This window comes from Niveibacterium sp. 24ML, from assembly GCF_026586805.1.
GTDB lineage: Bacteria > Pseudomonadota > Gammaproteobacteria > Burkholderiales > Rhodocyclaceae > Niveibacterium.
In genome coordinates this window covers 79,869-104,472 of the sequence record NZ_JAPFHA010000019.1, presented here as the reverse complement: position 1 = coordinate 104,472, position 24,604 = coordinate 79,869, and the positions used below count along the sequence as shown (strand labels likewise).

General features: G+C 64.6%; 21 protein-coding genes, 1 pseudogene and 1 riboswitch. Of the genes and pseudogenes, 14 read left to right on the top strand and 8 right to left on the bottom strand.

The window, feature by feature from the left end:
- The coding region (locus OPU71_RS15775) for a sigma 54-interacting transcriptional regulator (protein ID WP_267728967.1) at positions 1–990 on the bottom strand (990 nt) is incomplete at its 3' end.
- Between the two features lie 233 nt (positions 991–1,223).
- Here OPU71_RS15775 and OPU71_RS15770 point away from each other — a divergent pair.
- The 3 genes from OPU71_RS15770 (at position 1,224) to metW (ending at position 4,789) form a co-directional block, all read left to right on the top strand.
- Positions 1,224–2,846 carry a methyl-accepting chemotaxis protein gene (locus OPU71_RS15770; protein WP_267728966.1) on the top strand — a complete coding sequence of 541 codons (1,623 nt, stop codon included), beginning with the start codon at positions 1,224–1,226 and terminating at the stop codon, positions 2,844–2,846.
- Positions 2,847–3,072: 226 nt separating this feature from the next.
- The gene (gene metX / locus OPU71_RS15765) at positions 3,073–4,200 is read left to right on the top strand and encodes a homoserine O-succinyltransferase MetX (RefSeq protein WP_267728965.1); all 1,128 of its coding nucleotides are present in this window, start codon (positions 3,073–3,075) and stop codon (positions 4,198–4,200) included.
- Between the two features lies 1 nt (position 4,201).
- Positions 4,202–4,789: a methionine biosynthesis protein MetW gene (gene metW / locus OPU71_RS15760; RefSeq protein ID WP_267728964.1), complete on the top strand. Its 588-nt coding sequence runs from the start codon at positions 4,202–4,204 to the stop codon at positions 4,787–4,789.
- A 178-nt stretch (positions 4,790–4,967) separates the two neighbouring features.
- On the opposite strand, the gene OPU71_RS15755 is transcribed toward metW, so the two are convergent.
- The gene (locus tag OPU71_RS15755) at positions 4,968–5,780 is read right to left on the bottom strand and encodes an HAD family hydrolase (protein WP_267728963.1); all 813 of its coding nucleotides are present in this window, start codon (positions 5,778–5,780) and stop codon (positions 4,968–4,970) included.
- A gap of 23 nt (positions 5,781–5,803) precedes the next feature.
- On the bottom strand, positions 5,804–6,193 hold the full coding sequence (locus tag OPU71_RS15750) for a VOC family protein (protein WP_267728962.1): 390 nt from the start codon (positions 6,191–6,193) through the stop codon (positions 5,804–5,806).
- Between the two features lie 112 nt (positions 6,194–6,305).
- Between OPU71_RS15750 and OPU71_RS15745 the strand changes: the two genes are divergently transcribed.
- Complete coding sequence (locus tag OPU71_RS15745; protein ID WP_267728961.1) at positions 6,306–7,187, top strand: LysR family transcriptional regulator; 882 nt, start codon at positions 6,306–6,308, stop codon at positions 7,185–7,187.
- A 20-nt stretch (positions 7,188–7,207) separates the two neighbouring features.
- Here the strand turns inward: OPU71_RS15745 and OPU71_RS15740 are convergent, their stop codons facing one another.
- Positions 7,208–8,608 carry a PLP-dependent aminotransferase family protein gene (locus tag OPU71_RS15740; protein ID WP_267728960.1) on the bottom strand — a complete coding sequence of 467 codons (1,401 nt, stop codon included), beginning with the start codon at positions 8,606–8,608 and terminating at the stop codon, positions 7,208–7,210.
- Between the two features lie 120 nt (positions 8,609–8,728).
- Between OPU71_RS15740 and OPU71_RS15735 the strand changes: the two genes are divergently transcribed.
- Together OPU71_RS15735 and OPU71_RS15730 are read left to right on the top strand one after the other, a co-directional pair.
- A complete protein-coding gene (locus tag OPU71_RS15735) occupies positions 8,729–9,133 on the top strand; it encodes a hypothetical protein (protein ID WP_267728959.1) in 405 nt (134 codons plus the stop codon).
- Complete coding sequence (locus OPU71_RS15730) at positions 9,130–10,044, top strand: DMT family transporter (RefSeq protein WP_267728958.1); 915 nt, start codon at positions 9,130–9,132, stop codon at positions 10,042–10,044. The genes OPU71_RS15735 and OPU71_RS15730 overlap by 4 nt, the downstream gene beginning before the upstream one ends.
- On the opposite strand, the gene OPU71_RS15725 is transcribed toward OPU71_RS15730, so the two are convergent.
- A complete protein-coding gene (locus OPU71_RS15725) occupies positions 10,020–10,580 on the bottom strand; it encodes a hypothetical protein (RefSeq protein ID WP_267728957.1) in 561 nt (186 codons plus the stop codon). The genes OPU71_RS15730 and OPU71_RS15725 overlap by 25 nt on opposite strands.
- A gap of 211 nt (positions 10,581–10,791) precedes the next feature.
- A riboswitch (TPP riboswitch) is annotated at positions 10,792–10,888 on the top strand.
- 118 nt (positions 10,889–11,006) lie between these two features.
- On the opposite strand from OPU71_RS15725, the gene thiC reads away from it, so the two are divergent.
- The 5 genes and pseudogenes from thiC to OPU71_RS15700 all read left to right on the top strand — a co-directional run.
- Positions 11,007–12,920, top strand: coding sequence for a phosphomethylpyrimidine synthase ThiC (gene thiC / locus OPU71_RS15720; RefSeq protein ID WP_267728956.1), 1,914 nt, complete (start codon positions 11,007–11,009; stop codon positions 12,918–12,920).
- Positions 12,921–13,283: 363 nt separating this feature from the next.
- The gene (locus tag OPU71_RS15715) at positions 13,284–15,038 is read left to right on the top strand and encodes a diguanylate cyclase (RefSeq protein WP_267728955.1); all 1,755 of its coding nucleotides are present in this window, start codon (positions 13,284–13,286) and stop codon (positions 15,036–15,038) included.
- Positions 14,995–15,855, top strand: coding sequence for a hypothetical protein (locus OPU71_RS15710; RefSeq protein WP_267728954.1), 861 nt, complete (start codon positions 14,995–14,997; stop codon positions 15,853–15,855). The genes OPU71_RS15715 and OPU71_RS15710 overlap by 44 nt, the downstream gene beginning before the upstream one ends.
- A 208-nt stretch (positions 15,856–16,063) precedes the next feature.
- The gene (locus OPU71_RS15705; RefSeq protein WP_267728953.1) at positions 16,064–17,398 is read left to right on the top strand and encodes an aminotransferase class III-fold pyridoxal phosphate-dependent enzyme; all 1,335 of its coding nucleotides are present in this window, start codon (positions 16,064–16,066) and stop codon (positions 17,396–17,398) included.
- Between the two features lie 61 nt (positions 17,399–17,459).
- Positions 17,460–17,819: pseudogene (locus OPU71_RS15700) on the top strand (phosphomethylpyrimidine synthase ThiC); the annotation flags it as partial.
- A gap of 145 nt (positions 17,820–17,964) precedes the next feature.
- Here the strand turns inward: OPU71_RS15700 and OPU71_RS15695 are convergent.
- The 3 genes from OPU71_RS15695 to dcm are packed head-to-tail and all read right to left on the bottom strand — an operon-like array spanning position 17,965 to position 20,764.
- A complete protein-coding gene (locus OPU71_RS15695) occupies positions 17,965–18,330 on the bottom strand; it encodes a hypothetical protein (protein WP_267728952.1) in 366 nt (121 codons plus the stop codon).
- Positions 18,330–18,701 (bottom strand): hypothetical protein, encoded by a 372-nt coding sequence (locus OPU71_RS15690; RefSeq protein WP_267728951.1) that lies wholly within the window; start codon positions 18,699–18,701, stop codon positions 18,330–18,332. Before OPU71_RS15690 ends, OPU71_RS15695 begins: the two co-directional genes overlap by 1 nt.
- Positions 18,698–20,764: a DNA (cytosine-5-)-methyltransferase gene (dcm, locus tag OPU71_RS21270; protein WP_324256075.1), complete on the bottom strand. Its 2,067-nt coding sequence runs from the start codon at positions 20,762–20,764 to the stop codon at positions 18,698–18,700. Before dcm ends, OPU71_RS15690 begins: the two co-directional genes overlap by 4 nt.
- A gap of 452 nt (positions 20,765–21,216) precedes the next feature.
- Between dcm and OPU71_RS15675 the strand changes: the two genes are divergently transcribed.
- The 3 genes from OPU71_RS15675 to OPU71_RS15665 all read left to right on the top strand — a co-directional run bounded on the left by OPU71_RS15675 (position 21,217) and on the right by OPU71_RS15665 (position 24,541).
- Positions 21,217–21,666, top strand: coding sequence for a cache domain-containing protein (locus OPU71_RS15675; protein WP_267728950.1), 450 nt, complete (start codon positions 21,217–21,219; stop codon positions 21,664–21,666).
- A 28-nt stretch (positions 21,667–21,694) separates the two neighbouring features.
- A complete protein-coding gene (locus OPU71_RS15670; protein ID WP_267728949.1) occupies positions 21,695–23,323 on the top strand; it encodes a methyl-accepting chemotaxis protein in 1,629 nt (542 codons plus the stop codon).
- A 207-nt stretch (positions 23,324–23,530) separates the two neighbouring features.
- On the top strand, positions 23,531–24,541 hold the full coding sequence (locus OPU71_RS15665; RefSeq protein WP_267728948.1) for a sensor domain-containing diguanylate cyclase: 1,011 nt from the start codon (positions 23,531–23,533) through the stop codon (positions 24,539–24,541).
- Positions 24,542–24,604 lie beyond the last annotated feature (63 nt).

Sequence of the window (24,604 nt, the reverse complement as noted above, 5' to 3'; positions counted from 1 at the left end):
GGTCTGCGCAGACCCACCCACAATGGCACCGGCAGCGGTGCTGCGATCGAGGCCGTGTTTCTTGAGCAACTTGCCCAGGCAACGGCGCTCCTTGCCCGCAATACGGGCGGCAAGGCTGACGTTGCCACCGGTGAGTTGCATCAGGTTTTCAAGGTACTGCCGCTCGAACGCCTCGATCGCCGCCGCGCGCGCATCGTTGAAGCTCAGGTGCGCTTGCGCCGCATCGCCGGCGGCGCCTGCTGTCGGCGGGGCGCCGAGCCGAAGCACGCCGCCATCGCACAGCAGCAGGCTGCGATGGATGAGGTTATCGAGCTCGCGCACATTCCCCGGCCAGGCTTGGGTTTCAAGCCAGGCGACGCTGGCCGGATCAAGCCCGCGGCACGCCACGCCGTAGCGCCGTGAGTAGCGCGCAAGGAAGTGCTCCGCCAGCAGGCGGGGGTCGCCCGGCCGCTCGCGCAGCGGAGGGAGCTCAACCGCCAGCACGTTGAGCCGCCAGGCCAGGTCCGGCCTGAACTCGCCGCGCGCAATCAGTTGCGCCAAGCGCGGGCTGGCAGCGGCGATGACGCGCACATTCGCCGCCCGTTCGCGCGCACACCCGAGCGGGCGGTAGGTCTGATCCTGCAGAAAGCGCAGCAGCGACACCTGCGCACGCGGGGGCAGCGCATCCACTTCGTCAAGAAAGAGGCTGCCGCCATCGGCCGCCTCGACCAGGCCACCGCGCGACTGGCGCGCATCGGTGTAGGCCCCGCGCTCGGCGCCGAAGAGCTCGCTTTCGATCAGGGCGTCGGGCAAGGCGCCGCAGTTCAGGGGCACGAAAGGCGCATCGCGGCGGGCGGACAGGTAATGAATCGCGCGCGCCGCCACCTCCTTGCCCGTGCCGGTCTCACCGGTGATCAGCACCGGCGCGTCGAAACGCGCCATGCGCTCGATGAGGCCGATGGCGTGCAGGAAATTCGGGGCTTGTCCGATCAGGTTGGGCAATACCGACATTCAATCCTCCACTGCCGCCCCCTGCGCGGGACGACAAGTCATTTGGAGCGAGTAGTCGTTATAGGCGAGCCGCACGCCGACGTCATGTTTTTCGATCGAACCAAGCACACCCCCCTCACCCGGCTCGTTTCACATTGTGGCAAGGAACGCCCCTACCTGTGCTCAAGTTGCCATGAAGCTTGCCGATAACGATGTTGTCACTTGCCAGTCCCTTCACAGGAGCCAAAACAAAAATGATGAAGAACCTGCGGATCTCGACCCGACTGGTCCTGCTCTCCAGCTTTCTGCTTTTGCTGGTGGTCGTGGTGGTGGTGCTGGGCCGATCGGGCCTGAGTACCGCAACCGCCCAGATCGACAGCGCCTACGCCCAGCACACCGTGCCAATGTCCCAGCTGGGCGTGTCGCTCGACACCCTGCACCGCAGCCGCATGCGCATCGTGCTGGCGATGGAAACCCAGTATGTGAAGACTGCGGAAGAGCACTTCGAGGCGATGCGCAAGCTCGATGCCGACGCGCTCAAGGGTTTGCAGGCAGCGTTCAAGTTGATGAACGATGCCACCTCGAAAAAGCACATCAAGACCTTCCAGACCAGCTACACGGAATTCACCGAGTCGCGCGACAAGCTGATCAAGTTGTACGGCGAGGGCGACCGCATGCAGGCGGTGTCCGAGTTCCGCTCCAACGCGCTACCGGCCTTCGAGCAGGCGATCGACGCCCTGACCGCGCTGCTCAAGATGCAGGTGAAGGACACTGAAGCCTCGAACGCAGCCGTGGCGGCCACCGCCGCCAAGATCAACAGTTCGACCATGTGGATCGCGCTTGTCGGGCTGGTTGCGGCTGCCGCGCTGTCGTTCTCGATCATCCGCTCGGTCACGATTCCGCTCGGGCAATCGGTCAAGCTGGCGCAGAAGATTGCTGCCGGCGATCTGAGCACCAAGATCACCGCCACGCGCCGCGACGAAACCGGCAAGCTGCTTGAAGCACTCGATGCCATGCAGAACCAGTTGCGCGAGATGATCAGCGCGATCGAACAGTCCAGCGGCAACATCGCCGGTGCAGCGCAGCATCTGAACAGCGCGTATCACGAGATCGAAGGCAGCGCAGCGCAGCAAAGCGAAGCCGCAGCGGGCATTGCCGCCGCGGTGCAGGAAATGACCGCCGGCCTCGACCATGTGGCCGAGCGCGCATCCCGCGTGCGGGAAGAGGCCGAGAGCGCGCACCGCCTCTCGCAAGACGGCACCGCCATCGCCGAGGATGCCAGCGGCGAAGTGGGCCGCGTGGCCGAATCGGTGAACACCGCCGCGGCAAACATCGGCCGGCTTGAGAAGCACTCCACCCACATCAGCGGTATCGCCAGCATCATCAAGGAGATCGCCGACCAGACCAACCTGCTTGCACTCAACGCCGCCATCGAAGCAGCACGGGCCGGCGAACAAGGCCGCGGCTTTGCGGTGGTGGCCGACGAGGTGCGCAAGCTGGCCGAGAAGACCGGCAAGGCCACCAGCGAAATCATGACAGCGCTGGGCGCCATCCACGGCGAAACCGAAAGCGTGGCGAAAGTGATGCGCGCCTCGGCCACGCAGGCCAATTCCAGCGTGCAGGCGATCAGCCGCCTCGGGCCGGCGCTCGATTCGCTCAAGACCGGCGCCGACACCACCCGCCACGAAGTGGCCGAACTGGTTGAGACCTACACGGAGCAAAGTTCGGCCAGCCACGCGATCGCCGAACACATCGAACGCATCGCGCAGATGAGCGATTCGACCAATGCGGCCATCACCCGCAGTGCGACATCCGTCAGTGATCTGGAAGGCATGGCCGCCGAACTGCGCGCCGCGGTGTCGAAGTTCAGGCTCTGAGCGCAGCGTCCGCTGCGGGCGTTCGGGTGGGCCGCCGCATTGCGACGGCCCTTTCTATCTTGACCCCGCGGTTTGACTTCCGCCCCGCCCCGCGTTAGTTTCCTGCCACTGCGCCGATTTGATTCACAGCTTGCGGGCGCAATACAAATCCGGCTAAAGCGAGGGCAGCCCGACCGATTGCTCTCCACGAGCCGGTCGGGTTTTCGCTTTTCTGACTGCCTAAAACATGAACTCATCCGGATCCGTTGGCGTCGTCGCAGCACAGACGGCGCACTTCTCCGAGCCGCTGACGCTGCGAAGCGGCGCCGTGCTGCCCGCCTACGACCTGGTCTACGAGACCTACGGCACCCTCAACGCCAGCTGCGACAACGCGGTGCTGGTGTGCCACGCGCTCTCAGGCTCGCACCACGTGGCCGGCACCTACGCCAACCAGCCCAAGAGCGTCGGCTGGTGGGACAACCTCGTCGGCCCCGGCAAACCGCTCGACACCAACAAGTTCTTCGTGATCGGCGTGAACAACCTGGGTGGCTGTTACGGTTCGACCGGCCCTACCTCGATCAACCCGGCGACCGGCAAGCCCTGGGGCGCCGATTTCCCCTTCGTCACGGTGGAAGACTGGGTCGAGGCGCAGGCGCGCCTGGCTGACCGGCTCGGCATCAAACGTTTTGCCGCGGTGGTGGGCGGCAGCCTCGGCGGCATGCAGGCGCTGCACTGGACACTGGCCTACCCCGAGCGCGTTGCACACGCCGCCATCATTGCCGCCGCGCCCAAGCTTTCGGCGCAGAACATCGCCTTCAACGAGGTGGCGCGGCAGGCGATCAAGTCGGACCCGCAGTTCCACGGCGGCCACTACTACGAGCACGGCGTGGTGCCGGTCAACGGCCTCAAACTCGCGCGCATGGTGGGCCACATCACCTATCTTTCCGACGACGCAATGGCCGAGAAATTCGGCCGCAAGCTGCGTCACGGCGAGCACAAGTATCACTGGGACGTGGAGTTCGAGATCGAGTCCTACCTGCGCTACCAGGGCGACAAGTTCGCCGGCTACTTCGACGCTAACACCTACCTGCTGGCGACCAAGGCGCTCGACTATTTCGACCCGGCCTTCAACTACAACGGTGACCTGGCCGCCGCACTGGCGCGCGCGAAGGCGAACTTCTTCGTCGCCTCGTTCTCGACCGACTGGCGCTTTTCACCCGAGCGTTCGCGCGAACTGGTCTTCGCGCTGATCCGCAACGGCCTCAAGGTGAGCTACGCCGAGCTTGAAAGCACGGCGGGCCACGACTCTTTCCTGCTCGACGATCCGCAGTACCACGCCGTCTTGCGTGCATGGTTCGATGGAATCGAGGTCTGAGATGCAAACACAACAACGTTTCGATTTTGAAGTGATCGCGCGCTGGGTCAGCCCCGGCGAAACCGTGCTCGATCTGGGTTGCGGCGACGGCAGCCTGCTCGCCTTCCTGCGCGACACCCGCGGCGTGAAGGGATACGGCGTCGAAGCCGACCCGGAGCGGGTGGTGGCCTGCGTACGCAACGATGTGAACGTGCTGCAGATCGACATGGAAAAAGGCCTCGCCGACTTCCAGAACGCGCAGTTCGATCATGTGATCATGAGCCTGTCGCTGCAGGCGGTGCACCACACCGAAAAGATCCTCGACGAAATGCTGCGCGTGGGCCGCGAAGCGGTCGTCAGCTTTCCGAACTTCGGCTACTGGAAGCACCGGCAGGCAATTCTCAACGGCCGCATGCCGGTCTCCGAAAGCCTGCCCTTCGAGTGGTACGACACGCCCAACGTCCGCTTCTTCACGATTGCGGACTTCGAAGCGCTGTGCGAAGCGCGCGGTATCCGCATCCTCGAACGCGCGGCTTTCGACGATGACAAGCCGGTGATCGAGGAGCCGAACTTCCTTGCCAGCATGGCGATGTACCGGCTGGCACGCTAAGGAAGGTCTGAATAAGTGAGCGAGAGGGATGCTGCGCAAGGCACGGCGCGCGCAACGACCAAGACATATCAAAGGGATAGGCGCGGGAGCGAGCACGCCGCAGCGCAGCGATGCGCCGTCGCAGCCACTTATTCTGGCCTTCCCTAAGGCCGGGCTGGCGGCGCGGGCCTTGCGCCGCTCAGACGCCCGCGCCGGCCAGCATGCCGTGAATCACCTGCTGTACGCCGCGTTCGGTGTTGCAGGGCGCACGATGTCGCGCCACCGCAAGCACGGCCGGATGGGCGTTCTTCATTGCGTAGGAATGCGCCGCGGCTTCGAGCATTTCAAGATCGTTGGTGAAGTCGCCGAAGGCCATGGTGTGCGCCCGCTCGATCCCCAGCGCCTTTTGCAACTGTTGCAGGCCGCGGCCCTTGTTCACCCCGGCGGCCATCACATCGACCCAGTGTTCGCCTGACACCACCGCCTTGAGGCTGGGCCCCAGCGCAGCAAAGTGCGGATACACCTCGCGCTCGGCGCAGCCGCTGTCGTACAGCGCAAACTTCAGGACCTCGTCATCCACCGTGCAGAAGTCATCCACGACTTCGAGGCGCGGGTAGTACTTGGCCGTTTCCTCGACGAATGCCGTGTCGCTGCGTTCAACGTAAGCCGCACGCTTGCCGCACAGCACCGCCCCAAGCGCTCGCCCCTGGCGGACCAAGCCACGCCAGGTGGCGACCAGTCGCGGCACATCGGCGGCTGCGACGCAGCTCGACGCCAGTTCCCGCTCGCCCATCATCACCAGGGCGCCGTTCTCGGCGATCACCGGCAGGCTCGCCGCGAGCGCCGGGAACAGCGCGACAATGCTGTGGTACTGGCGGCCACTGGCGGGGCAGAACACCACACCGTGGCGGCCCAATCGCGCCAGCGTGGCGGCGAAGTCATCGGGGAGTTGCTTGCGCTCGTCGAGCAAGGTGCCATCGAGATCGCACGCGATCAGTCGGATTCCGTTCATCTTCAATCAAGCCATTGTGCGCATCAGATCGTGACTTCGATGCGATTGTCTTCAGGGTCGAGCAACACGTACTCGTAGTAACCGTCGCCCGTCCAGCGCGGGCCATCCACCACGCAAAGGCCGTCGGCGACACTGCGGGCATGGTGGCGGTCCACCGCATCCTTGCTGCCCACCGAGATGGCCAGGTGGATCAGCCCGAGGCGCTGGAGATGTGGGTCGTCTCGGCTGGCCGGGATGCCGGGCTTGTTCATCAGCTCAAGCCGCGCGCCACCACCGAAGCTCAGAAAATAAGAGCTGAAGCCCTTGTTCTCGTTGCGGTAGGGCGCGCTGGCGGTGGCCCCGAAACGCTCGACATAGAAGTCCTTGATGGCTTCGAGATCCGTCGTCCAGATCGCGACATGCTCGATCTTCATACCAGCCCCTTTCCTTTGGCGCGTCCCCCGTGGCGGGGTCGGTGACAAGATCTTGCGCGCCGCGCCGCCAAAAGCCAAACTTGGCGATCTGTTATTGCCATAAGTTTGCCTTGTGCTCAGATCGCTGCTGCCTCACCTCCCCGGCTTTGCCGCCGTCGCCCGCCACGGCAGTTTTTCGCGGGCGGCCGAAGAGCTGGCGCTCACACAAGCGGGCGTCAGCTATCAGATCCGCCAGCTTGAAGACCGGCTGGGCTTCGCGCTCTTTCTGCGCGGCCCGGGCCAGCCGCTGCGCCTGACCGAGCGCGGCGCACTGCTGCTGGAGGAATACCGCCTCGCCGAAAAATCGATCGAACGCACGCTCGACATGATCCGCATCGTCGGCGAGCGCCAACGCATCCGCGTGACCGCCCCGGTGGACCTGGGCAGTTGCTACATCACCCCACGCCTGCCGCAGATCGAAGCGCATGGACTGATCGTTGATCTGCACCTGAGCGATCAGCCGGTGGCCCTTGCCGACAGCCGCTTCGACCTTGCGGTGCGCAACCATCCGGACGAAGCGCGGCTGGTGCATGAGCCCTTGCTGACCAGCGCCAGTCTGCTGGTGTGCAGCCGCAGCTACGCCAGCGCGCACGGCACGCCGGACACGGTCGCTACGCTCGCTTCGCACCGCATCCTGCTGCGCAATGCCGAGCGCAGTCATAGCTGGAGCGACCTGCTCGCGGCCGCCGGCATGGAACTCGGCTCGCTAACCGACACCCGCGTGCTCGGCAACAGCTTTGCGCTGCTCGAAGGCGTGCGCGCGGGGCTGGGGGTGGCCCTGTTGCCGCGCTACCTGGTCGCCGAACAGATTGCGCTGGGCCGGCTGGTGGAACTGAACCTGCGCGATGGCGCGCCAGCCCCCACCGCCTTCTACCTCAGTTACTACCCGTCGGTCACCGCCCGGCTGTGGGCCGCCACGCTGCGCGACTGCCTTGCGGCCAGCAACGCCGTCTGAGCCATGGCGCGCCACCGGGACTAAGCGGACACCTGCGCGAGAAAACGCTCCAGGCGCCGGTCGCTGCCGTACGCAATGTTGATGCGGAAGTAGGGCGAAGTCTGCATCTGCGGGCGAAAAGTCTGCCCGGGCGCCAGCAGGATGCCCACCCTGGCCGCCGCCTCCACCAGCGCCGCAGCATCCTCAACCCCCTGCATGCGGGCCCAGAGGAACATGCCGGCCGCCGGTACGTAGGGCACCTCGCAGCCGGCGCGTTCGAGCATGCGCATGGCACTGGCCCGCGCGGCATCGAGTCGCTCGCGCAAGCGCTCGCAGTGTCGCCGGTACTGCCCGCCCACCAGCATGCCGTGCACCAGCGATTCATTCAGCTCGGCCGAGGTGTTGCTCGTGAGGAGCTTCAGATCGCGCAGTGCGGCCACCAGCGCAGGGTTGGCAGCAAGGTAGCCGACCCGCAGATCGGCCGAAATCGTCTTCGAAAAGCTGTTCACATAGATCACCCGCGCAAGCTGATCGAGGGTGGCGAGTCGCACCGTCGGCGTCGTCTGGAAACCGCCGAACACGTCGTCTTCAAGGATCGCGAAGTCATGCTGCTCGGCGCAGCGCAACACCCGGTGCGCCACCGCGGGCGACAGGTCGGTGCCGGTGGGGTTGTGCAGGGCAGACTGGGTGTAGAACAGGCGCGGCTTGTGTTCGGCCGCCAGTTGTTCCAGCGCATCCGGGTCCGGCCCTTGAGCAGTACGCGGCACGCCGATCAGGCGCGCTCCCTGTAAGCGCAGGTTGCCAAAAAACGCGTGGTAGCCGGGGTCGTCCACCAGCACGACATCGCCGGGCCGCACCAGCAGACGCGCCACCAGATCGAGCGCTTGCGAAGCACCTTGCGTCAGCAGCACCTGCTCTGGCTGCACCGCAATGCCACGCATGCCCATCCGCACACAGATCTGCTCGCGCAAGGGCAAATGGCCCATTGAACAGCCATAGCGGGTCAGGCGCGGATTCTCGTCGCGCGCGATCGCACGCAGCTGGCGGCGGATCTCCTCTTCGGGCAACCACGATGGCGGCAGCCACCCGGCGCTGGCGCGCAATTGCTCGTCGGGCGCATCAAGCCCGCTGCGCACCACCCAGGCCACGTCCAAGGCCCGATCGGGGGCTGGTTCGGCGGCGCGTACCGGGCCGCGATCGTCGCGCGACTGCACGTAGAAGCCTGAGCCTCGCCGCGACTGCACATAACCGAGCGCCACCAGGCGTTCGTAGGCCTCCACCACGGTGAAGCGGCTCACGCCGTAGTGCGTGGCGAACTGGCGGATTGGCGGCAGGCGACTGCCGCCGCGCAGCAAGCGGTCATCGATCTGCTCGCGCACGCCGCGCACGATCTGTTCCACCAAAGGCAGGCTGGTCGAGGTATCCAGTGAGAGGTTCAGCATCGGGCGCTCCGGATTGTCATGGTCGGCAGACCGGTACGGTCCCGCACACGCCAAGACAATTGTCAGGGTTCAAGCCGATAAGTGTCCGGTATTGTCGGCTTCAACGCAACGGAGACTGCCATGCCCAACTTCCCGCCCCGCCGGCTTTCCGGCTACCGACTGCACACCGCCTGCCTGCTTGCGGCGGGCCTGCAAATGCTGCCCGTTGCGGCCAGCGCACAGCACGCGGCGCGCCCTGAAGCGCTGTGGGCCGAGCGCCAGGTGGTGTTCTGGGCGGAAGCTCACACCGGCGCGGTGCACGCCGTCGGTATCCGCAACGGCGTGAGCGAGTTCGGCGTGCTGCGCGCCCCACAGCGGCGCGCCGTGACGCGGCTATCGCTCGACCCGGCGCAGGCTGTACTCACCGTCACCGGCGACGATGCGGTGTATCACTACGACGCCCGCACGCTGCACCTGATCCGGCGTGACGAAGCCCGGCTTGCGCGCGCACCGCAGGCAGCAGGCGGCGGGCGCAAGTCGCCATGAAGTCGCTTGCACCCACCACCCACGCTTACCTGCTGGGTCTGATCGGGGTGGCGAGCTTCAGCCTCACCTTCCCGATGACGCGGCGGGCGGTGGCCGAGCTTGATCCGGTGTTCGTCGGACTCGGGCGTGCCGTGGTGGCGGCGGTGCTCGCACTGCTGGTGCTGGCCTGGCAGCGCGCACCTGCACCCAGCAGCACCCAGATCACCCGCCTTGTCCTTGTCGCCCTGGGGGTGATCGTCGGATTTCCCTTGCTCAGCGCATGGGCCATGCAGTCAGCCGATTCCAGCCACGGCGCGGTGGTTGCCGCCTTGCTGCCGCTCGCCACGGCGGCGGGCGGTGCGCTTCGCGCGGGCGAACGCCCCTCGGCACAATGGTGGGCCTTCGCTTTGGCGGGCAGCGCGCTCGTGCTTGGCAACGCACTGCACCGCGGCGCCGGATCGATCAGCCACGCCGATCTGGCCTTGGTAGGCGCTATGCTGGCCGCCGCAGTGGGCTACACCGAAGGGGCGATGCTGGCGCGCGAGATGCCACCCGAGCGGGTGATCTGCTGGGCGCTGGTGCTTGCTGCGCCGGCGCTGGTGCTGGTGCTTGCCCTGTGGCCGATGCGCTGGCCGGCCGCATCGCCCGCCGCATGGGGCGCGTTTGCCTACGTCAGCGTCGTGAGCATGTTTCTTGGCTTCTTCGCCTGGTACCGCGGGCTGGCACTGGGCGGCATTGCGCGCGTGGCGCAGGTGCAATTGCTACAACCGTTTCTCACCTTGCTGGCCGCCGCCTTCTGGTTTGGCGAGTCGGTCGCGCCGCAAATGTGGCTGTTTGCCGCCGGGGTGGTGGCTTGTGTTGCGCTGGGTCGCCGCGCACCAATTGCCGCAAGCCCGGCGCTCGCAGGTCAGGGCACGACGAACAAGCGATAGCGCCGCGGCAGCCCGGGCCGGTATTCGATACGCCCCCCGTTCGTAACCGGTCCGGCAAGCTTCTCTTCACGCGCATACACCTTGACGTTGGCCGAAGGCGTCGCCAACAGCGAATCCGCATCGCATAAGATCGCGCCACCCTCGTTACGCACCGCAGCGCACTTCGAAAGCCAGGCCGGCCCTTTGATCTGCGCTTTCGGCTGCACTTCCGCGGGCGGCGGCGGCAGTGGCGCTGAGGCTTCGGCCACCGGGGCGACGGTCTCGGAAACCGGCGCGGGTGGTGCATCGGCAGATTTGTCGGCCTTTTCAGGCCTCTCCGGCTTGTCGGCCTTCTTGCCCGGTTTTGTCTTTGCCTTGGCAGGCTTACTTGGCTCGAGCGGCGCCGGCGGCGGCGTGAACGAGGGCACCGACGCAACAAAGGCCGGTGCAGGCTCGGCTTGCGGCGCAACCGGGGTCGGCGCGGGCGGCGGGGTCGTCGCGCATGCAACAAGAATGGATGCCGCCGCGATGGGCAAGAATCGGGCGATTGGGCTCATGCTTGAATCTCCGTTCTCTTGTGAGCAGCCGTTAAAGCACCGCGTTGATCGTGCAGCAAGCCTTTGCGCGATCAACGGCTGCGGGCAAAGACGCGCGGCGGCCCCCCTTGAAGTGGCTGCCCGCGCCAAAGCAACTCACCCTTAGCGTAGCTTCCCGCCGCCACGCCCGAAACCCCGACTTGCCAGCCCCTGCCCCATTGGTTAGCCTCCACGCTTTCGCCAGGGGTCCCCGAAGGTGTTCGGGGTGAGAGACACCCTCCGAACCTGATCCGGGTCATGCCGGCGTAGGGAGGCGAAGCCGCCACCGGGCGCCCTGCCCGCCTGCCTGCTTCCCGCCCTACCGCCATGACCCGCAAGCACCAGACCCTCGCCGCACGAGGGCGCAAGGTGTGCGACCCGCGGAACAACAGAGACTGAGGAAGCACCATGAACGCAAAAGACAAATTCGCCGCGTCGACCGCCCAGGTCGACGAGGCCGCCATCGCGCCCTTGCCCAACTCGCGCAAGGTCTACTTCGAAGGCTCGCGTGCCGACATCCGCGTGCCGATGCGCGAGATCACGCAGGCCGATACGCCGACCGCCTTCGGTGGCGAGAAGAACCCGCCGATCTACGTTTACGACTGCTCCGGCCCTTACACCGACCCCGCGGTGAAGGTGGATGTGCGCAACGGCCTCGCGGCGCTGCGCGCAAAGTGGATCGAAGAGCGGGGCGACACCGAACAGCTATCGGGGATGACATCGGACTACGGCCGTGCCCGCGAAGCGGACCCTTCGCTCGATGGCCTGCGCTTCAACCTGCAGCGCAAGCCGCGCCGCGCAAAAGCCGGCGCCAACGTGACGCAGATGCACTACGCGCGCCGCGGCATCATCACGCCGGAGATGGAGTTCATCGCGATCCGCGAGAACCTCAACCGCGCCGCCTACATCGAATCGCTCAAGGCCACTGGCCCCACCGGCGAGAAGATGGCCGCCTTCATGGGCCGCCGTCACCCGGGGCAGAGCTTCGGTGCAGCGATTCCGGATGTCATCACGCCCGAGTTCGTGCGCGACGAAGTGGCCCGCGGCCGCGCCATCATCCCAAGCAACATCAACCACCCCGAAAGCGAGCCGATGATCATCGGCCGCAACTTCCTCACCAAGATCAACGCCAACATCGGCAACAGCGCGGTGTCCTCGTCGATTCAGGAAGAAGTCGACAAGCTCACGTGGTCGATTCGCTGGGGTGGCGACACGGTGATGGATCTATCGACCGGCAAGAACATCCACGAAACGCGCGAATGGATCCTGCGCAATTCCCCGGTGCCGATCGGCACGGTGCCGATCTATCAGGCGCTGGAAAAGGTGAACGGCAAGGCCGAAGACCTGACCTGGGAGATCTTCCGCGACACGTTGATCGAGCAGGCAGAGCAGGGCGTCGACTACTTCACGATCCACGCCGGCGTGCTGCTGAAGTACGTGCCGATGACCGCCAACCGCATGACCGGCATCGTCAGCCGCGGTGGCTCGATCATGGCCAAGTGGTGCCTCGCGCATCACAAGGAAAACTTCACCTACACGCACTTCGAAGAGATCTGCGAAATCATGAAGGCCTACGACGTGGCCTTCTCGCTCGGCGACGGCCTGCGCCCCGGCTCGATCTGGGACGCCAACGACGAAGCGCAGCTTGGTGAGCTGAAGACGCTCGGCGAACTCACGCAGATCGCGTGGAAGCACGATGTGCAGGTGATGATCGAAGGCCCCGGCCATGTGCCGCAGCAGCTGATCAAGGAGAACATGGACCTGCAACTGGACTGGTGCTTTGAGGCGCCGTTCTACACGCTGGGCCCGCTGACCACCGACATCGCACCGGGCTACGACCACATCACCAGCGCCATCGGCGCCGCGCAGATCGGCTGGTACGGCTGCGCCATGCTGTGCTACGTCACCCCGAAAGAGCACCTCGGCCTGCCGAACAAGGACGACGTGAAGGCCGGCATCATCGCCTACAAGATCGCGGCCCACGCCGCCGATCTTGCAAAGGGCCACCCGGCGAGCCAGATCCGCGACAACGCGATGAGCAAGGCACGCTTCGAGTTCCGCTGGGAAGACCAGTTCAACCTCGGCCTCGACCCCGACACCGCGCGCAGCTACCACGACGAAACCCTGCCGCAGGAAGGCGCCAAGGTCGCCCACTTCTGCTCCATGTGCGGCCCGCACTTCTGCTCGATGAAGATCACGCAAGACGTACGCGACTTCGCCGCCGCGCAAGGCGTGTCGGAAGACGAGGCGCTGAAGAAGGGGATGGAAGTGAAGTCGGTGGAGTTCGTGAAGAAGGGTGCCGAGGTGTATCACAAGGTCTGATCTGCCCTGCACTGCAAACGAAGGGGCCGCTTTCGCGGCCCTTTTTGTTTTCGGTCGCCCGGATGCATCGCGGCGGAATCCGGGAACTCCCCGTTTTTACTGTGCCCCCAGGTCCCGGCCTGCGGCCAACACCCGGGCTTCCTTACAACGCTTACACAACAGCATGGAAATCTGGATCCTGCTGACCTGGTTGTGCAGGCTCGCTCGAACCAAACAAACGACTCGCCACGCCCGCGCCCGGTCGGCACGCTACCTTTCAGCCCCACCAATTTCTTCGTCAGAACGGCCATCTACCTGCCTCAAAACAAGGACAATATGGGGGCGCCGAGACTATGCTTGGCGGTCTTCTCATGCTGCCGCAACATGCACTTCCTCCGACGCCTGCTCCTGGCCCTTTTGTGGCTGTGCCCGCTCCTCGCAGCAGCGCAGACGGTGGAGTTCCGTCTCGAACGCCTGCGGCCCGGGGTGGAGGCGAGCGAAGCGTCGGTGCTGTCGGGGGCGCAGGACGGGCAGTTCGATGCGGTCGCGCGGGTGGCGCTGAGCACGGTTGATCGCGACACCTGGTTCCGCATCATCCCGGCGTCCGACTGGCAGTCGGACTCACCGCCAGTACTGGTGGTGCAGCAGACGCGCTTTCAGCGCTTCACGGTGTTCCCGTCCGGTGGCGGGCGGCCGACAACACTCAGCGCCTTGCAGGCGGACTTTCCAGGCAGCCAGACGCGCGGGGTGCTGATTTTCCCGTTGGGCGACAGCTTCCGTGCCGGCCAGCCGCTGTATCTGCAGGCCCGGCTCGTGGGCTCGCCCACCCGCCTGGTGCCATGGCTGAGCATCACGAGCTACGACGAGGCACGTGCCACCGCGCTCATGCACGTGCGTCTGAGTGCGAGTTGCTTCGCGGCACTGATGGCGCTGGCGCTGAGCTCGATGTGCGTTTGGCTGCTCCTGCGCGAACGCCTGTTCATCCTTTACGCCGCGCTGGTGGGCTGTCAGGCCCTGTACGTCACGCTGATCACCTACGATGCCTACTCGCTGCCGGGCTTGCGCGATCTGCTGCAGTTCGGGGTACGCACCCCCTTTTTTTTCGCAGTGCTGGCCTGCATCGCCGCAATCCGCTTTGCACGCAGCATGACCAATGCCGACCAGTTCGCACCGCGCATCGCTCAGATTTTCAGCGCCCAGCAAATCCTGTTTGTACTGCTGGTGCTGGTGATGCTCGCAACACCTTATCGCTACATCGCGGCGCTTTCGCTCACCGGGAACGTGCTGATCTTGGCGGGCACGCTGACCGTTGCGGCCGCGGCCATAGTTGGCTGGCGGCACGGCAGTCGCGCCTCGGCCTTCTTCCTGTTGGCGTGGCTCGTGATGCAAGGCTTTACCTTTGCGCGCGCGTTCAACGACACGCTTGGAGTGCAGAGCAGCAACATCATCGTTTATGGCTTTCCACTCTCGATGGTAGGTTCCGGCATCCTGCTGGCGCTGGGCCTGGCAGACCGTGTGCGCGAAATGCGCGCAGCACTGCATGAGGCGCAGGCAAGGGCCAGCACCGATGCCCTGACGGGCGTGCTCAACCGGCGCTCCATCCTCGAACGCCTCGACGCCGCGCGCACGGGATTCCGTGACTTCGGCGAGCCCGTCTCGGTGCTGTTCGTGGATCTCGACCACTTCAAGCCGATCAACGACCACCACGGCCATCTGGCCGGTGACGCCTGCCTGCGCGAGGCAAGCCGCCGGCTGGTTGGCACACTGCGGCACTCCGACGCGGTCGGTCGCTACGGCGGCGAGGAGTTCCTCGTCGTGTTGCGCGGCGTTGACCGCTCTGCGGCCGCAGCGATTGCCGAGCAACTGCGCGTCGCGCTCGCCAGTGTCCCGGTGCATGCCGAGGGCGCACAGATCGATCTGACCTGCAGCATCGGCGTAGCAAGCACCGGCAGTGATGCACTCTCGGCCGAAGACCTGATTGCACGCGCCGATGCCGCGCTTTACGCAGCCAAGCGCGACGGACGCAACCGCGTTGCGCTTGCGCCGGACTCAGCCCTGGTTGCCCCCGACCCCGCTCAAACTGAAGGAGCGCGCATTGAACAGCTCAGCCATCCCCCTCTCTGCCGTACGCCCCGGTGATGTACTACTACACCGTGGTGTAGGGCCGCTTTCCGACCTGATCGCGTGGGCCAGCAACTCGATCTACAGCCACGCGGCAATGGCACTCGAAGCCGACACGATGATCGAGGCCGGCGCCACCGGCGTCATCACGCGCACGATGTCGACACGCCTGACCGACACCACCAATTACACCCTGATCGACGTCTATCGCTTCGGCCCCGCTGGCGCCGGGCCGGACGCGGCGCAGCTTGCCGCGCTTGAGGCGAAGGCGCGCTCGTTCCTGGGCACGCCCTACCCGCTCGACAAGCTATTCGAGCTGGGCGTGGTGTGCGCCGTGCGCAGCCAGCTCGACTGGCCCGAGCCGCTGCGCTGGCTGTTGCGTGTGGCTCTGGATCACGTGGTCGAAAGCGACCCGAATCAGATGGTTTGCAGCGAGTTCGTCTATCGCAGCTATGCCGAGGCCGACACCCAGCCTGCCGGTGCGCTGCGCCCGGTCATCGAAGTGGTCGAGCAGAAACCGGCGCCCTTCCCCAAGATCGACTGGATCGCGTTGATCGAGGAGTACGAAGACGCACGCCACCACTCAGCCAACCGCGCCCTGCCCGCGGCCCCCTCCGCCCCGCGGGCACTGAGCACCGCTGCGTCAGCGTCGGCCGATCCGCACATCGCCGCGCAGGCCGCCCTGATCCGCGCACGCCGCGCCGGGCCGGCCAAACGCACCCTTGCCGCCAAGGCGATCGTCGACCCCTTCCCCAACACTGCAACGGTCAGCCCGCAAGACTTCGCCGCCAGCCCAAGCTTTGCCCTGCAGGGCCGCGTCCTGCCCGCCGCCTGACAGACGCCGCCCCGCCCAGGACCTGCGCCCAATGCCGGCGCAGGTCCTGGGCGCACATTGCGAAGCGATACGTGGCCGTCCCGCATTAGCCACCCTGATCGCCCGTCGCCGGTACTTATAGTGGTTAATGGCTGCCCAGCCAGCGAGTAGCCTTCTGGCACTGATGCGCCGCCCGCCGGGCGGTGCTTGCCTGCCCCCGCGACGAGTCATGACCTATCCCAAGCCCCATAGCCAGGCGATGCTGGCCGAACTGAACCAGTACGTCATCGCCGAACCCAAGCCTTTTGTCGTCGATATTCGCCGCTCGCGCGGGCTGTGGCTCGCCACCGCCGACGGCGACCGGATCATGGACTGGTGCGGCCTCTACGGCTCACGCCTGCTCGGTTACAACCACCCGCGCCTGTACGCGGCCGACTATCTGGAACGCCTGTCCTTCGCCGCCAACAACAAGATGGCAAACCCGGACTTCCTCACCGAGGAATGCCTCGCCTACTACCGGCTGCTGCACCGACTGGCGCCCGAGTGCATGCGCGGCCAGCGCGTTGAGGTGTATGCGGTGAACTCCGGCGCCGAGGCGGTGGAGAACATGATGAAGTACCTCATCAATCTCCATCACAAGAAGCTGCAGGAAAAGGGCAAGACGCCGCTGAACCGCCGCTTCATCTACTTCGAGCAGGCCTTCCACGGCCGCACGGTGTATGCGCTGAACATTACCAAGCTCGCCAATGACCCCATCGCCACGCGCGACTATCAGGGCATCATCCAGGGCAACCTGCAGGTGCCCTTCCCCGAGTTCGACGCCAACCGCAGCGACGAGGAAAACGAGCGCGAGGTCGACGCCTGCCTCGCAGCGCTGGAATACCTGATGCGCACCTACGGCGACGAGATCGTCGGGGTCATCTTCGAGCCGATGCAGGGGGCCGGCGGCCACCGCGTGGCGCTGCCGCGCTTCTACCGCGAGCTGTCGGCGCTGTGCCAGCGTTTCGACGTGAGCTGGGGGCTGGATGAAGTGCAGACCTCGGGCGGCCAGACCGGCAAGGTGTTCTGCATCGACCTCTACGACGTGCCCTACCCGCCCCAGGCGATTGCGGTGGCGAAGAAGTTCGGCAACGGCGTGATCTACATGCTCAACCCGATGGAAGACGTGGGCGTGCTCGACTCCACCTGGGGCGGCAACCTCGCCGACATGGTGCGCTTCGTCGAAGAATGGCAGATCGTCGAAGACGAGCACCTGATCGAGGCCGTGCCGGCCAAGACCGAGCGCCTTGTTGCCGGGCTAGAAGGGCTGTGCCAACGCCACCCGGCGCGCATCGCCAACGTGCGCGGCATGGGGCTCTACCAGGGCTTCACGCTGCTCAACCCGGCCGACAAGGGCGCGCTGGTGAGCGCCGCGCTCGACCGCGAAGACCTGCTCCTGCTGGGCGCCGGCACCGACAGCATCCGCTTCCGCCCGCCGCTGGACGTGAGCGAATCAGAGATCGACATGCTGATCGAAAAGCTCGACCGCCTGCTGGGCGGGCTGGAGAAGGCACACACCATGTGAGCGCACTGCGCCGGCATGTGCGAAAGGGCCCCACGGGGCCCTTTTTTTGCTTGGCAGCATGGGCATCCTCGCCGACAAGATCGCCGCCAACCTCGCCAAGGGCCAACCGGCCAGCCAGATCCACGACAACGCGATGAGCAAGGCGCGATTCGAGTTCCGCTGGGAAGACCCGTTCAACCTAGGCCTCGGCCTCGACCCCGCCCGCAGCGACCACGACGAAACCCTGCCGCAGGAAGGCGCCAAGGTCGCCCACTTCTGCTCCATGTGCGGCCCGCACTTCTGCTCGATGAAGATCACGCAAGACGTGCGCGACTTCGCCGCCGCGCAAGGCGTGTCGGAAGAAGAAGCGCTGAAGAAGGGGATGGAAGTGAAGTCGGTGGAGTTCGTGAAGAAGGGCGCCGAGGTGTATCACAAGGTCTGATCTGCCCCGCTCAGAAAACGAAAGGGCCGCATTCGCGGCCCTTCTTCTTTTCGGTAGCACAGATGCCACGCTGCGGAATCCGGGTCTGGCGCCCCGCTCGCAAGCCGCCCCGGATCTCGGCCGGCGGCCTGTGCCGAGCCTCCTGCTACTCACAGCAGGCTCGGCACAGTTTGTTAAGTTGCCGTTTTAATCCTGACGGCGTAAGCGTCGACAAGCGATCAGGGCAGCGAAAATCCGCCTCAAACCCTGCGTGAGAAACCTCAGTAACCAAGTAGCAAACGCGATTGACGTAGCGGATGCCCGGCGTAATCCACTGATCGCCGCCCTCCCCATCGACGACCGTCCAGATGTAATTCGGATCCAGCCTGCAAACGAGATCGAAATCATGGCCAAAGGTTTCAAGGCCATGACCACCCCAGATATCGTGCTGCGCCTCGGGGTGGCGATACGGTTTGAAGAATGCGTAGAACGCATCTTCGTGGAGCAATAGAACTTCGCTAGGCGTCGTCATCAAAGCGCCCAATTCGGCGAAAGGGTCAGATCCCATGAGTCGACGTTTTTGATTCGTTCGAGCAGCTCCGCCGCAGAACCCCACGTTTCGAGCCGAGCGACGTCTTCGCTTGTTGCCGCACGGATAGCGCTGAATTCGTGCCAGACATGATCCATCTCGTCTGATGGATCACACTGACACTCGCGCCACAGCTTCTCGCAGAGTGCCGGCACGCCAATCTGCTCGGCGACGAAGAGATTCCCTTCATCAAACCGCTCGGTAATGAGGGCAATGTCGTCCTCGGATAGCTGGCCTTTAAGCAATAGCGCACCCCAAACCTTGAAGTTGCCGGCATCGCGATACAGGTATTCAAAGATGCAGTGGGTGTTCATGCCGCTTTTCGGTTGTCGATGAATTCTTCAGCGCGATGGCGTGCGATGAACGCTGAATCGGGAACAAACCGTTCCGGCAAAGCGATCGCGCAACCCTCCAGCGGCAAAAACACTGCCTGTACGAATGCCTCATCACGCCGCTTCAACTCATCGGAGACGATGACTCTGAAATCGTCGCTGAGCGTAATCAGCCCTGTGTCGAAAGCCCGGTCGTGAATCGCTGACAAACAAAGGCCATTGCTCGGATTCAGTCGGTTCTGCTTGTCCTTGCTCCACGGCACGATGTGGCTGGCGATCAACAGACGCGGCTCTGAAACGCCCGACATGCAGCAACGGCCGCCATAGCTGCTCAGCACAGCACGGCGGAAGAAGCTTTGCTTGATTCGCTGTTCGGTCACTACTCTCCGAGTCTCGCCCGTGAAGTCTTCTGGTAGCAGTTGTTCGTCCGCTTCATCCTGTGCTGGTTCAGGGTCGAGTTCCCTACGCAACAATTCGCATTGGACGGCAAGCCCTTCCCAATCAGCGTGGAAGTCGGCCCAAATTTCACGATCCAGTTTCGACGCGCCATCCAAGCCTTTGCGTCCAGTTGAGGTAATCGCAGGATCGAGACTGGCAAAGTTGACCAACTTCATCGCGACGGCTGACGGAGTTCGCCCAATCAATCCGGCAAGCCGAACGATTTCCGGGTTCGACTTGTGCAATTTCCCGAAGGGCAACTGGCAGTAAAGATGAAATGCAAGCTTGAGTTGTTCTCGTGTCCAGAGATTGGAAGTCGTCATGATTTTCGGCGCATCCGCTGTGTGCGCGGGCGCCGACTCCCTCTTGATGAGATGCGGAGCCATGAGTCTAGCGACCACTTCGAGCATCGGCACCACCGCCGCTTGCGAAAACTGCTCGTAACCTTTCGTATCGGACACCGGAATCCGGTACGAATCCGGAAACCCCATCAGCCGGGCGCACTCACGCGGGGTCAGCCGGCGCGGGTTCTTGCCCTCGCCCTGCCACACCAGAATCTCGGAGCCGTCCTTGTAGTAACGCGCCGAGAGCGTGCGGGAGACGCTGTCCGGATACACCAGCCCGAAGCCGAAGCCGTTGCCAGCAGCCTTGTGCTTCTGGGCATAGTTCTGCAGGTAGGCCCAGAGCTTGTCGGTGAGGGTGTACTTGGCGAGCACGGCTTGCCCGGCATGGTCGAAATACTTGTCGCCGTCCCAGTCGAGCCTCGGTTCGCTGCCGTCGGTGCGGTGCAGGATGTCGCGCATGCGCTTGCTGCCCTTTTCGGGCAGGGGCAACGCGTCGAAATCGAATGGCACGTCTTCGCGAAAACCGACAATGAGGATGCGTTCGCGGTGCTGGGGCGTGAAATGCGCGCCGTCGATGAAGCGGTAGTGGATGTGATAACCAAGGTCAAGCAGCGCGCGGCGGATCACGTCGAAGGTGCGGCCTTTGTCGTGAGACATCAGGTTCTTGACGTTTTCGAGCAGGAAGGCGCGCGGCTGCTTGGCTTCAATGATTCGGCACACATCGAAGAACAGCGTGCCCTGCGTTTCGTCGTGAAAGCCGTGCGCGCGGCCGAGCGCGTTCTTCTTGCTGACGCCGGCAATCGAGAAGGGCTGGCAGGGAAAACCAGCGAGCAGTACCTCGTGATCGGGTACGTCCTTGGCTTCGATCTGCGTGATGTCGCCGGCGATCAAGTGGCCGTCATGGAAATTTTCGGCGTAGGTCTTCTGGGCGTAGCTGTCCCATTCGCTGGTAAAGACACAGCGCCCGCCGATGCCTTCAAAGGCTGCACGGATTCCGCCGATGCCGGCGAACAGGTCAATGAAACGGAATGCCGCGTCGTCGGTACTGGGCGTGCCGAAGGGCAGGATCAACTGGCGCAGGGCTTGGGCTGCATAAGGCTTGGGCTTGCTCTCGCCCGTTTCCCAGCGCCGGATGGTCTTCGCATCCTTTAGGCCGAGGTGATCTGCGATCTGCTGCTGTGTGTAGTGCTGGCGTGCGATGGCAAGGTATTGCAGGACGGCGTCGATATCCATGTCCGGCCCGGTGGTAAAAACTGTTGCCATGATCGGCCTCGTCGCTGGGAATGGTTGCGGACATTACGCCCGCTTTTTAGACCTCGCAAGCCCTTGTCGCAAACCTTTGATATGTATGCACATACAGCCGCCATTTAACCGACTGCCGCCGCCGGACCGTGCCGACCGCTCCCGTATCGGCTCGCCGCCCCGCCATTTTTGGGTCGTCCGTGGGCTCTGCCCAGCGGCATATTTACCTTGTTCCGGTTCAGAAATCGGCAGCCCCTTGATGCTCGGGCCTCGAGTCGCGAGGCCTGCTTGGCATTTTCCGCGCGAGGATCGGCCCGGTCAGAGCCTCGCCCTTGACGGGAGCTTTGCCCCAACGCAACCAAGAAGGAATTCGTAGCTCAAGTCTGGCAATCCGGGGCCGATAAGCCGGAGGCGTAAGGCCTGATCGTTCTTGGTCGGGCGCCCGTCAGCCTCTCTTGCTGGAGATTGATCAAATGAAACACCTCATTTCGCTGGCGCTGTGCTGTTTTCTTGCCGTTCCGCTGACTTCGCTTGCGGCAGACCCGACCGAGAAGGATGCGATTGCGATGGTCGACAAGGCGGTGGCCTTCGCCAAAGCCAACGGCAAGGACAAGTTGATTGCCGAGGTCAATGCCAAGAATGCGGAGTTCATTCAGGGCGAGTTGTATGTGGTGGTGTACGGACTCGATGGGGTGCGACTCGCGCATCCGGTTAACCCCAAGCTTGTGGGCAAGAGCGTGCTCGACATCGCTGACGTGGACGGCAAGGAATACGGCAAGGAAATGGTCGAAGTGGCCAAAGGCAAGGGCAAGGGCTGGGTGGACTACAAGTTCAAGAACCCGACCAACGGCAAGGTTGAGCCGAAGTCTTCCTACGTGGCGCGTACCGGCGACGTGTTTGTAATTGCGGGTATCTACAAGTAAGCCTGACAAGCCTGCGAGGCGCATAACCATGCTCTCCCGCCTGAGACTCGGCCCCAAACTGCTGTTGGGGCCGGTTGTCGTGCTGTCGCTGCTGACTCTGGTCGTGCTCGCGGCAATGTTCGGACTGGCCCAGCAAGCCCATCGCCTCAAGACCGATGTCAGTGCCCGCCAGGCCTTGATGGTGGAGGCCGGCGAGATCCAGCGCGAAATGCAGCAGGCCCAGCGCGAAGTCTTTCAGGTGCTGGCCATGGCGTCGGCCTCGTACCCGGCCGAGAAGCGCAACGAGGTGGCAGCGCATGCCTTGAAGACGATGGACGCTGCCGCGGCCCGCCTCAAGCGCACCGCGCAGACGCCGCAAAGCGCGGCGCAAACGGCCATTCTCAAGAAACTGCAACCGGCGGTTGACGGCTACCGGAAGAAGATGGCCGATGCGCTGGACATGCTGGAAGACGACAACAGCGTTGCCACAACCATGATGCTGCGCAGCGCGCCGCAGTGGGACGGCATTCTGCAAAGTCTGGGTGAGCTCAATGCGGCCCAGGTGCGCGAGTCCTCGCATGCGATCAACGGCGTGGTCGACTTCACCGGCATGCTGCAATGGAGCCTTGGTGCGGCCCTGGGCGTCGCGTTTCTCGCCTCGGCACTGATTTCCCTGCTGGTCAGCCGGGTGATCCGGCGCGATGTGTATCAGATCCGCGATGCCGCACGCAGCATGCTCACCGGCGATCTGGGCGCCCATCTGGCGACGCGTTCACGCGACGAAATCGCCGACACCGCGCGCGCGTTCGAAGCCTTTGCCGACAGCATTCGCACCGCGATGGGCGAGGTGAACCGTCACGCAAATTCCCAACACGAACATTCGGCCGCCCTCGCCGGCACGGCGCACAGCATCGAATCGTCGTCGAAGGAACAGGTCAACTTTGCGCAGGCAGTCAGCGTGGCCGCCGAGCAACTCACCGCAGCAATCGCCGAGATCGCCGCCGACTCCGACGTGGTGCTGGCCAACACGCGCGAAACCGCCACCCTTGCGGACGAAGGCCTGAGCGGGATCGACAACACGCTGCTGCACATGGCCGACGTATCCGACAAAACCCAGCAGACGGTGGATGCCGTCGGGCGCTTTGTTGAAGACGCCACCCGCATCACGGCGGCATCGGCGGAGGTGAAGCAGATCGCCGATCAGACAAATCTGCTCGCGCTCAATGCGGCGATCGAGGCTGCCCGCGCCGGGGAATACGGACGCGGCTTTGCCGTGGTGGCCGACGAAGTGCGCAAGCTCGCGGTGCGCTCGAGCAATACCGCCAGCAGCATCCAGGACATCACCGGCGCCTTCTCGCTGCGCGCCGATCAAGTACGCACCGCGCTGGCATTGAGCGCCGCCTCGGCGGCGTCGGGTAACGACATGCTCGCGCGGCTGCGTGAATCGCTGGAACGGGCAAAACGCTCGGCGGCGGAAACGGCGAGCGAAGTGGGCCGGATTTCCAGCGCGGTCCAGCACCAGCGCGACGCCAGCGCCGAAATCTCGGATCGCATGGCACAGGTCGGCTGCCTTGCCATCGAGAACCTGCGTGACGTCTCTGGAGCATCGCAGGCCGCCGAAGAGCTCAACACCCTCGCCAGAACACTCAGCGATACCGCAGGCCGATTCAGAAACTGACATCCCGCTGGCTGCCCGATACCACGGCATCAGCCGGGTGATGCCAGCGCGGGGCTGGCGGATGCGTCGCAGATCGGCGCGCGAAGTCGATTCCCCCGCCAGATCCCGCCGCATTTGCCTTGGGTCATCAAGCCAGGCGCCGCGCTGTGATGTGCTGTTGGCAAGCGGCGGGCGGCGATGCGCCAGCCGCAATGGGGGCGTTTGGCGATGAATCCGCGTTCTGATCTGAACTTGCCGCACCGCATCAGCAGCCTCTTGCGACGACGCTTCGGGGCCTTCGAGAAGCTTTGGGAGCAATTCCCCGATAACGTCTTCGTCATCCGCTGTGAAGCCGACGGCCGCTTCATTGTTGAGGCGATCAACCCGGCACTGGCCCGTTTGCTCGGGCGCGATGGCGAAGCCACACACGGCCTGCCGCTCGACACGGTGCTGCCGGCGGAGCAGTTCGAGGCGGTGAGCCAGCACTACCGGCAATGCATCGCGCTTGGACAGCCGATGCACTACGAAGAAACCGGCGGCCCACCCGATGCACCGCCGCAGCACTGGCACACCCTGCTCGTGCCGGCAGCTGATGCGCAGGGGCGAATCGAGTACATCCTGGGCATCTCGCGCGACATCAGCGCACTGCGGCGCGCCGAAGCCCGGTTGCGCGGCGCAAACGAGGCGCTCGAACGACGCGTTGCCGAACGCACCGCCGAGCTGGAGTACGCCAACGCTTGCCTCACCGAACTGGCCACGCGCGATGGGCTGACCGGCCTCTACAACCGGCGGCACCTGTTCGAGCTGGCCACGCATGAGTTCAGCCGTGCAACGCGCGGTGACCACCCCTTGTCGCTGCTGATGATCGACCTGGATCTTTTCAAGGCAGTTAACGACCGCTACGGCCACGCAGCAGGTGATCAGGTGCTGCGGGATCTGGCCGAACTCTTCCTCTCGGTCCTGCGGCAGTCCGATGTGATAGGCCGCTATGGCGGCGAGGAGTTTCTCGCGCTGCTGCCCGACACCGATGCCGGCGAAGCCCGGCAGATCGCCGAGCGCTTGCGCCTGGCTGCTGCGAGTTGCAAGCATGGCCTCGCCGAGCCCTGCACCCTGAGCATCGGCGTTGCTCACTACGACCCGGCGCGCGACGCCGCGCTCGATTCACTGCTGCAACGCGCCGACCTCGCGCTGCTCAAGGCCAAGTCCACCGGCCGCAACCGCGTGCTGGTCGGCGACTAGCCGCCCCGCTGCGCTGCAGCCTTGCTTCTGCGCGCACAAGCACCTATCAATCAATGCGGCCTG

Coding starts and splice junctions, on each gene's coding strand:
- OPU71_RS15770 (WP_267728966.1), top strand. CDS start 1,224: ATGATGAAGAACCTGCGGATCTCGACCCGACTGGTCCTGCTCTCCAGC.
- metX (WP_267728965.1), top strand. CDS start 3,073: ATGAACTCATCCGGATCCGTTGGCGTCGTCGCAGCACAGACGGCGCAC.
- metW (WP_267728964.1), top strand. CDS start 4,202: ATGCAAACACAACAACGTTTCGATTTTGAAGTGATCGCGCGCTGGGTC.
- OPU71_RS15755 (WP_267728963.1), bottom strand. CDS start 5,780: ATGAACGGAATCCGACTGATCGCGTGCGATCTCGATGGCACCTTGCTC.
- OPU71_RS15750 (WP_267728962.1), bottom strand. CDS start 6,193: ATGAAGATCGAGCATGTCGCGATCTGGACGACGGATCTCGAAGCCATC.
- OPU71_RS15740 (WP_267728960.1), bottom strand. CDS start 8,608: ATGCTGAACCTCTCACTGGATACCTCGACCAGCCTGCCTTTGGTGGAA.
- OPU71_RS15735 (WP_267728959.1), top strand. CDS start 8,729: ATGCCCAACTTCCCGCCCCGCCGGCTTTCCGGCTACCGACTGCACACC.
- OPU71_RS15730 (WP_267728958.1), top strand. CDS start 9,130: ATGAAGTCGCTTGCACCCACCACCCACGCTTACCTGCTGGGTCTGATC.
- OPU71_RS15725 (WP_267728957.1), bottom strand. CDS start 10,580: ATGAGCCCAATCGCCCGATTCTTGCCCATCGCGGCGGCATCCATTCTT.
- thiC (WP_267728956.1), top strand. CDS start 11,007: ATGAACGCAAAAGACAAATTCGCCGCGTCGACCGCCCAGGTCGACGAG.
- OPU71_RS15715 (WP_267728955.1), top strand. CDS start 13,284: ATGCACTTCCTCCGACGCCTGCTCCTGGCCCTTTTGTGGCTGTGCCCG.
- OPU71_RS15705 (WP_267728953.1), top strand. CDS start 16,064: ATGACCTATCCCAAGCCCCATAGCCAGGCGATGCTGGCCGAACTGAAC.
- OPU71_RS15695 (WP_267728952.1), bottom strand. CDS start 18,330: ATGACGACGCCTAGCGAAGTTCTATTGCTCCACGAAGATGCGTTCTAC.
- OPU71_RS15690 (WP_267728951.1), bottom strand. CDS start 18,701: ATGAACACCCACTGCATCTTTGAATACCTGTATCGCGATGCCGGCAAC.
- dcm (WP_324256075.1), bottom strand. CDS start 20,764: ATGGCAACAGTTTTTACCACCGGGCCGGACATGGATATCGACGCCGTC.
- OPU71_RS15675 (WP_267728950.1), top strand. CDS start 21,217: ATGAAACACCTCATTTCGCTGGCGCTGTGCTGTTTTCTTGCCGTTCCG.
- OPU71_RS15670 (WP_267728949.1), top strand. CDS start 21,695: ATGCTCTCCCGCCTGAGACTCGGCCCCAAACTGCTGTTGGGGCCGGTT.
- OPU71_RS15665 (WP_267728948.1), top strand. CDS start 23,531: ATGAATCCGCGTTCTGATCTGAACTTGCCGCACCGCATCAGCAGCCTC.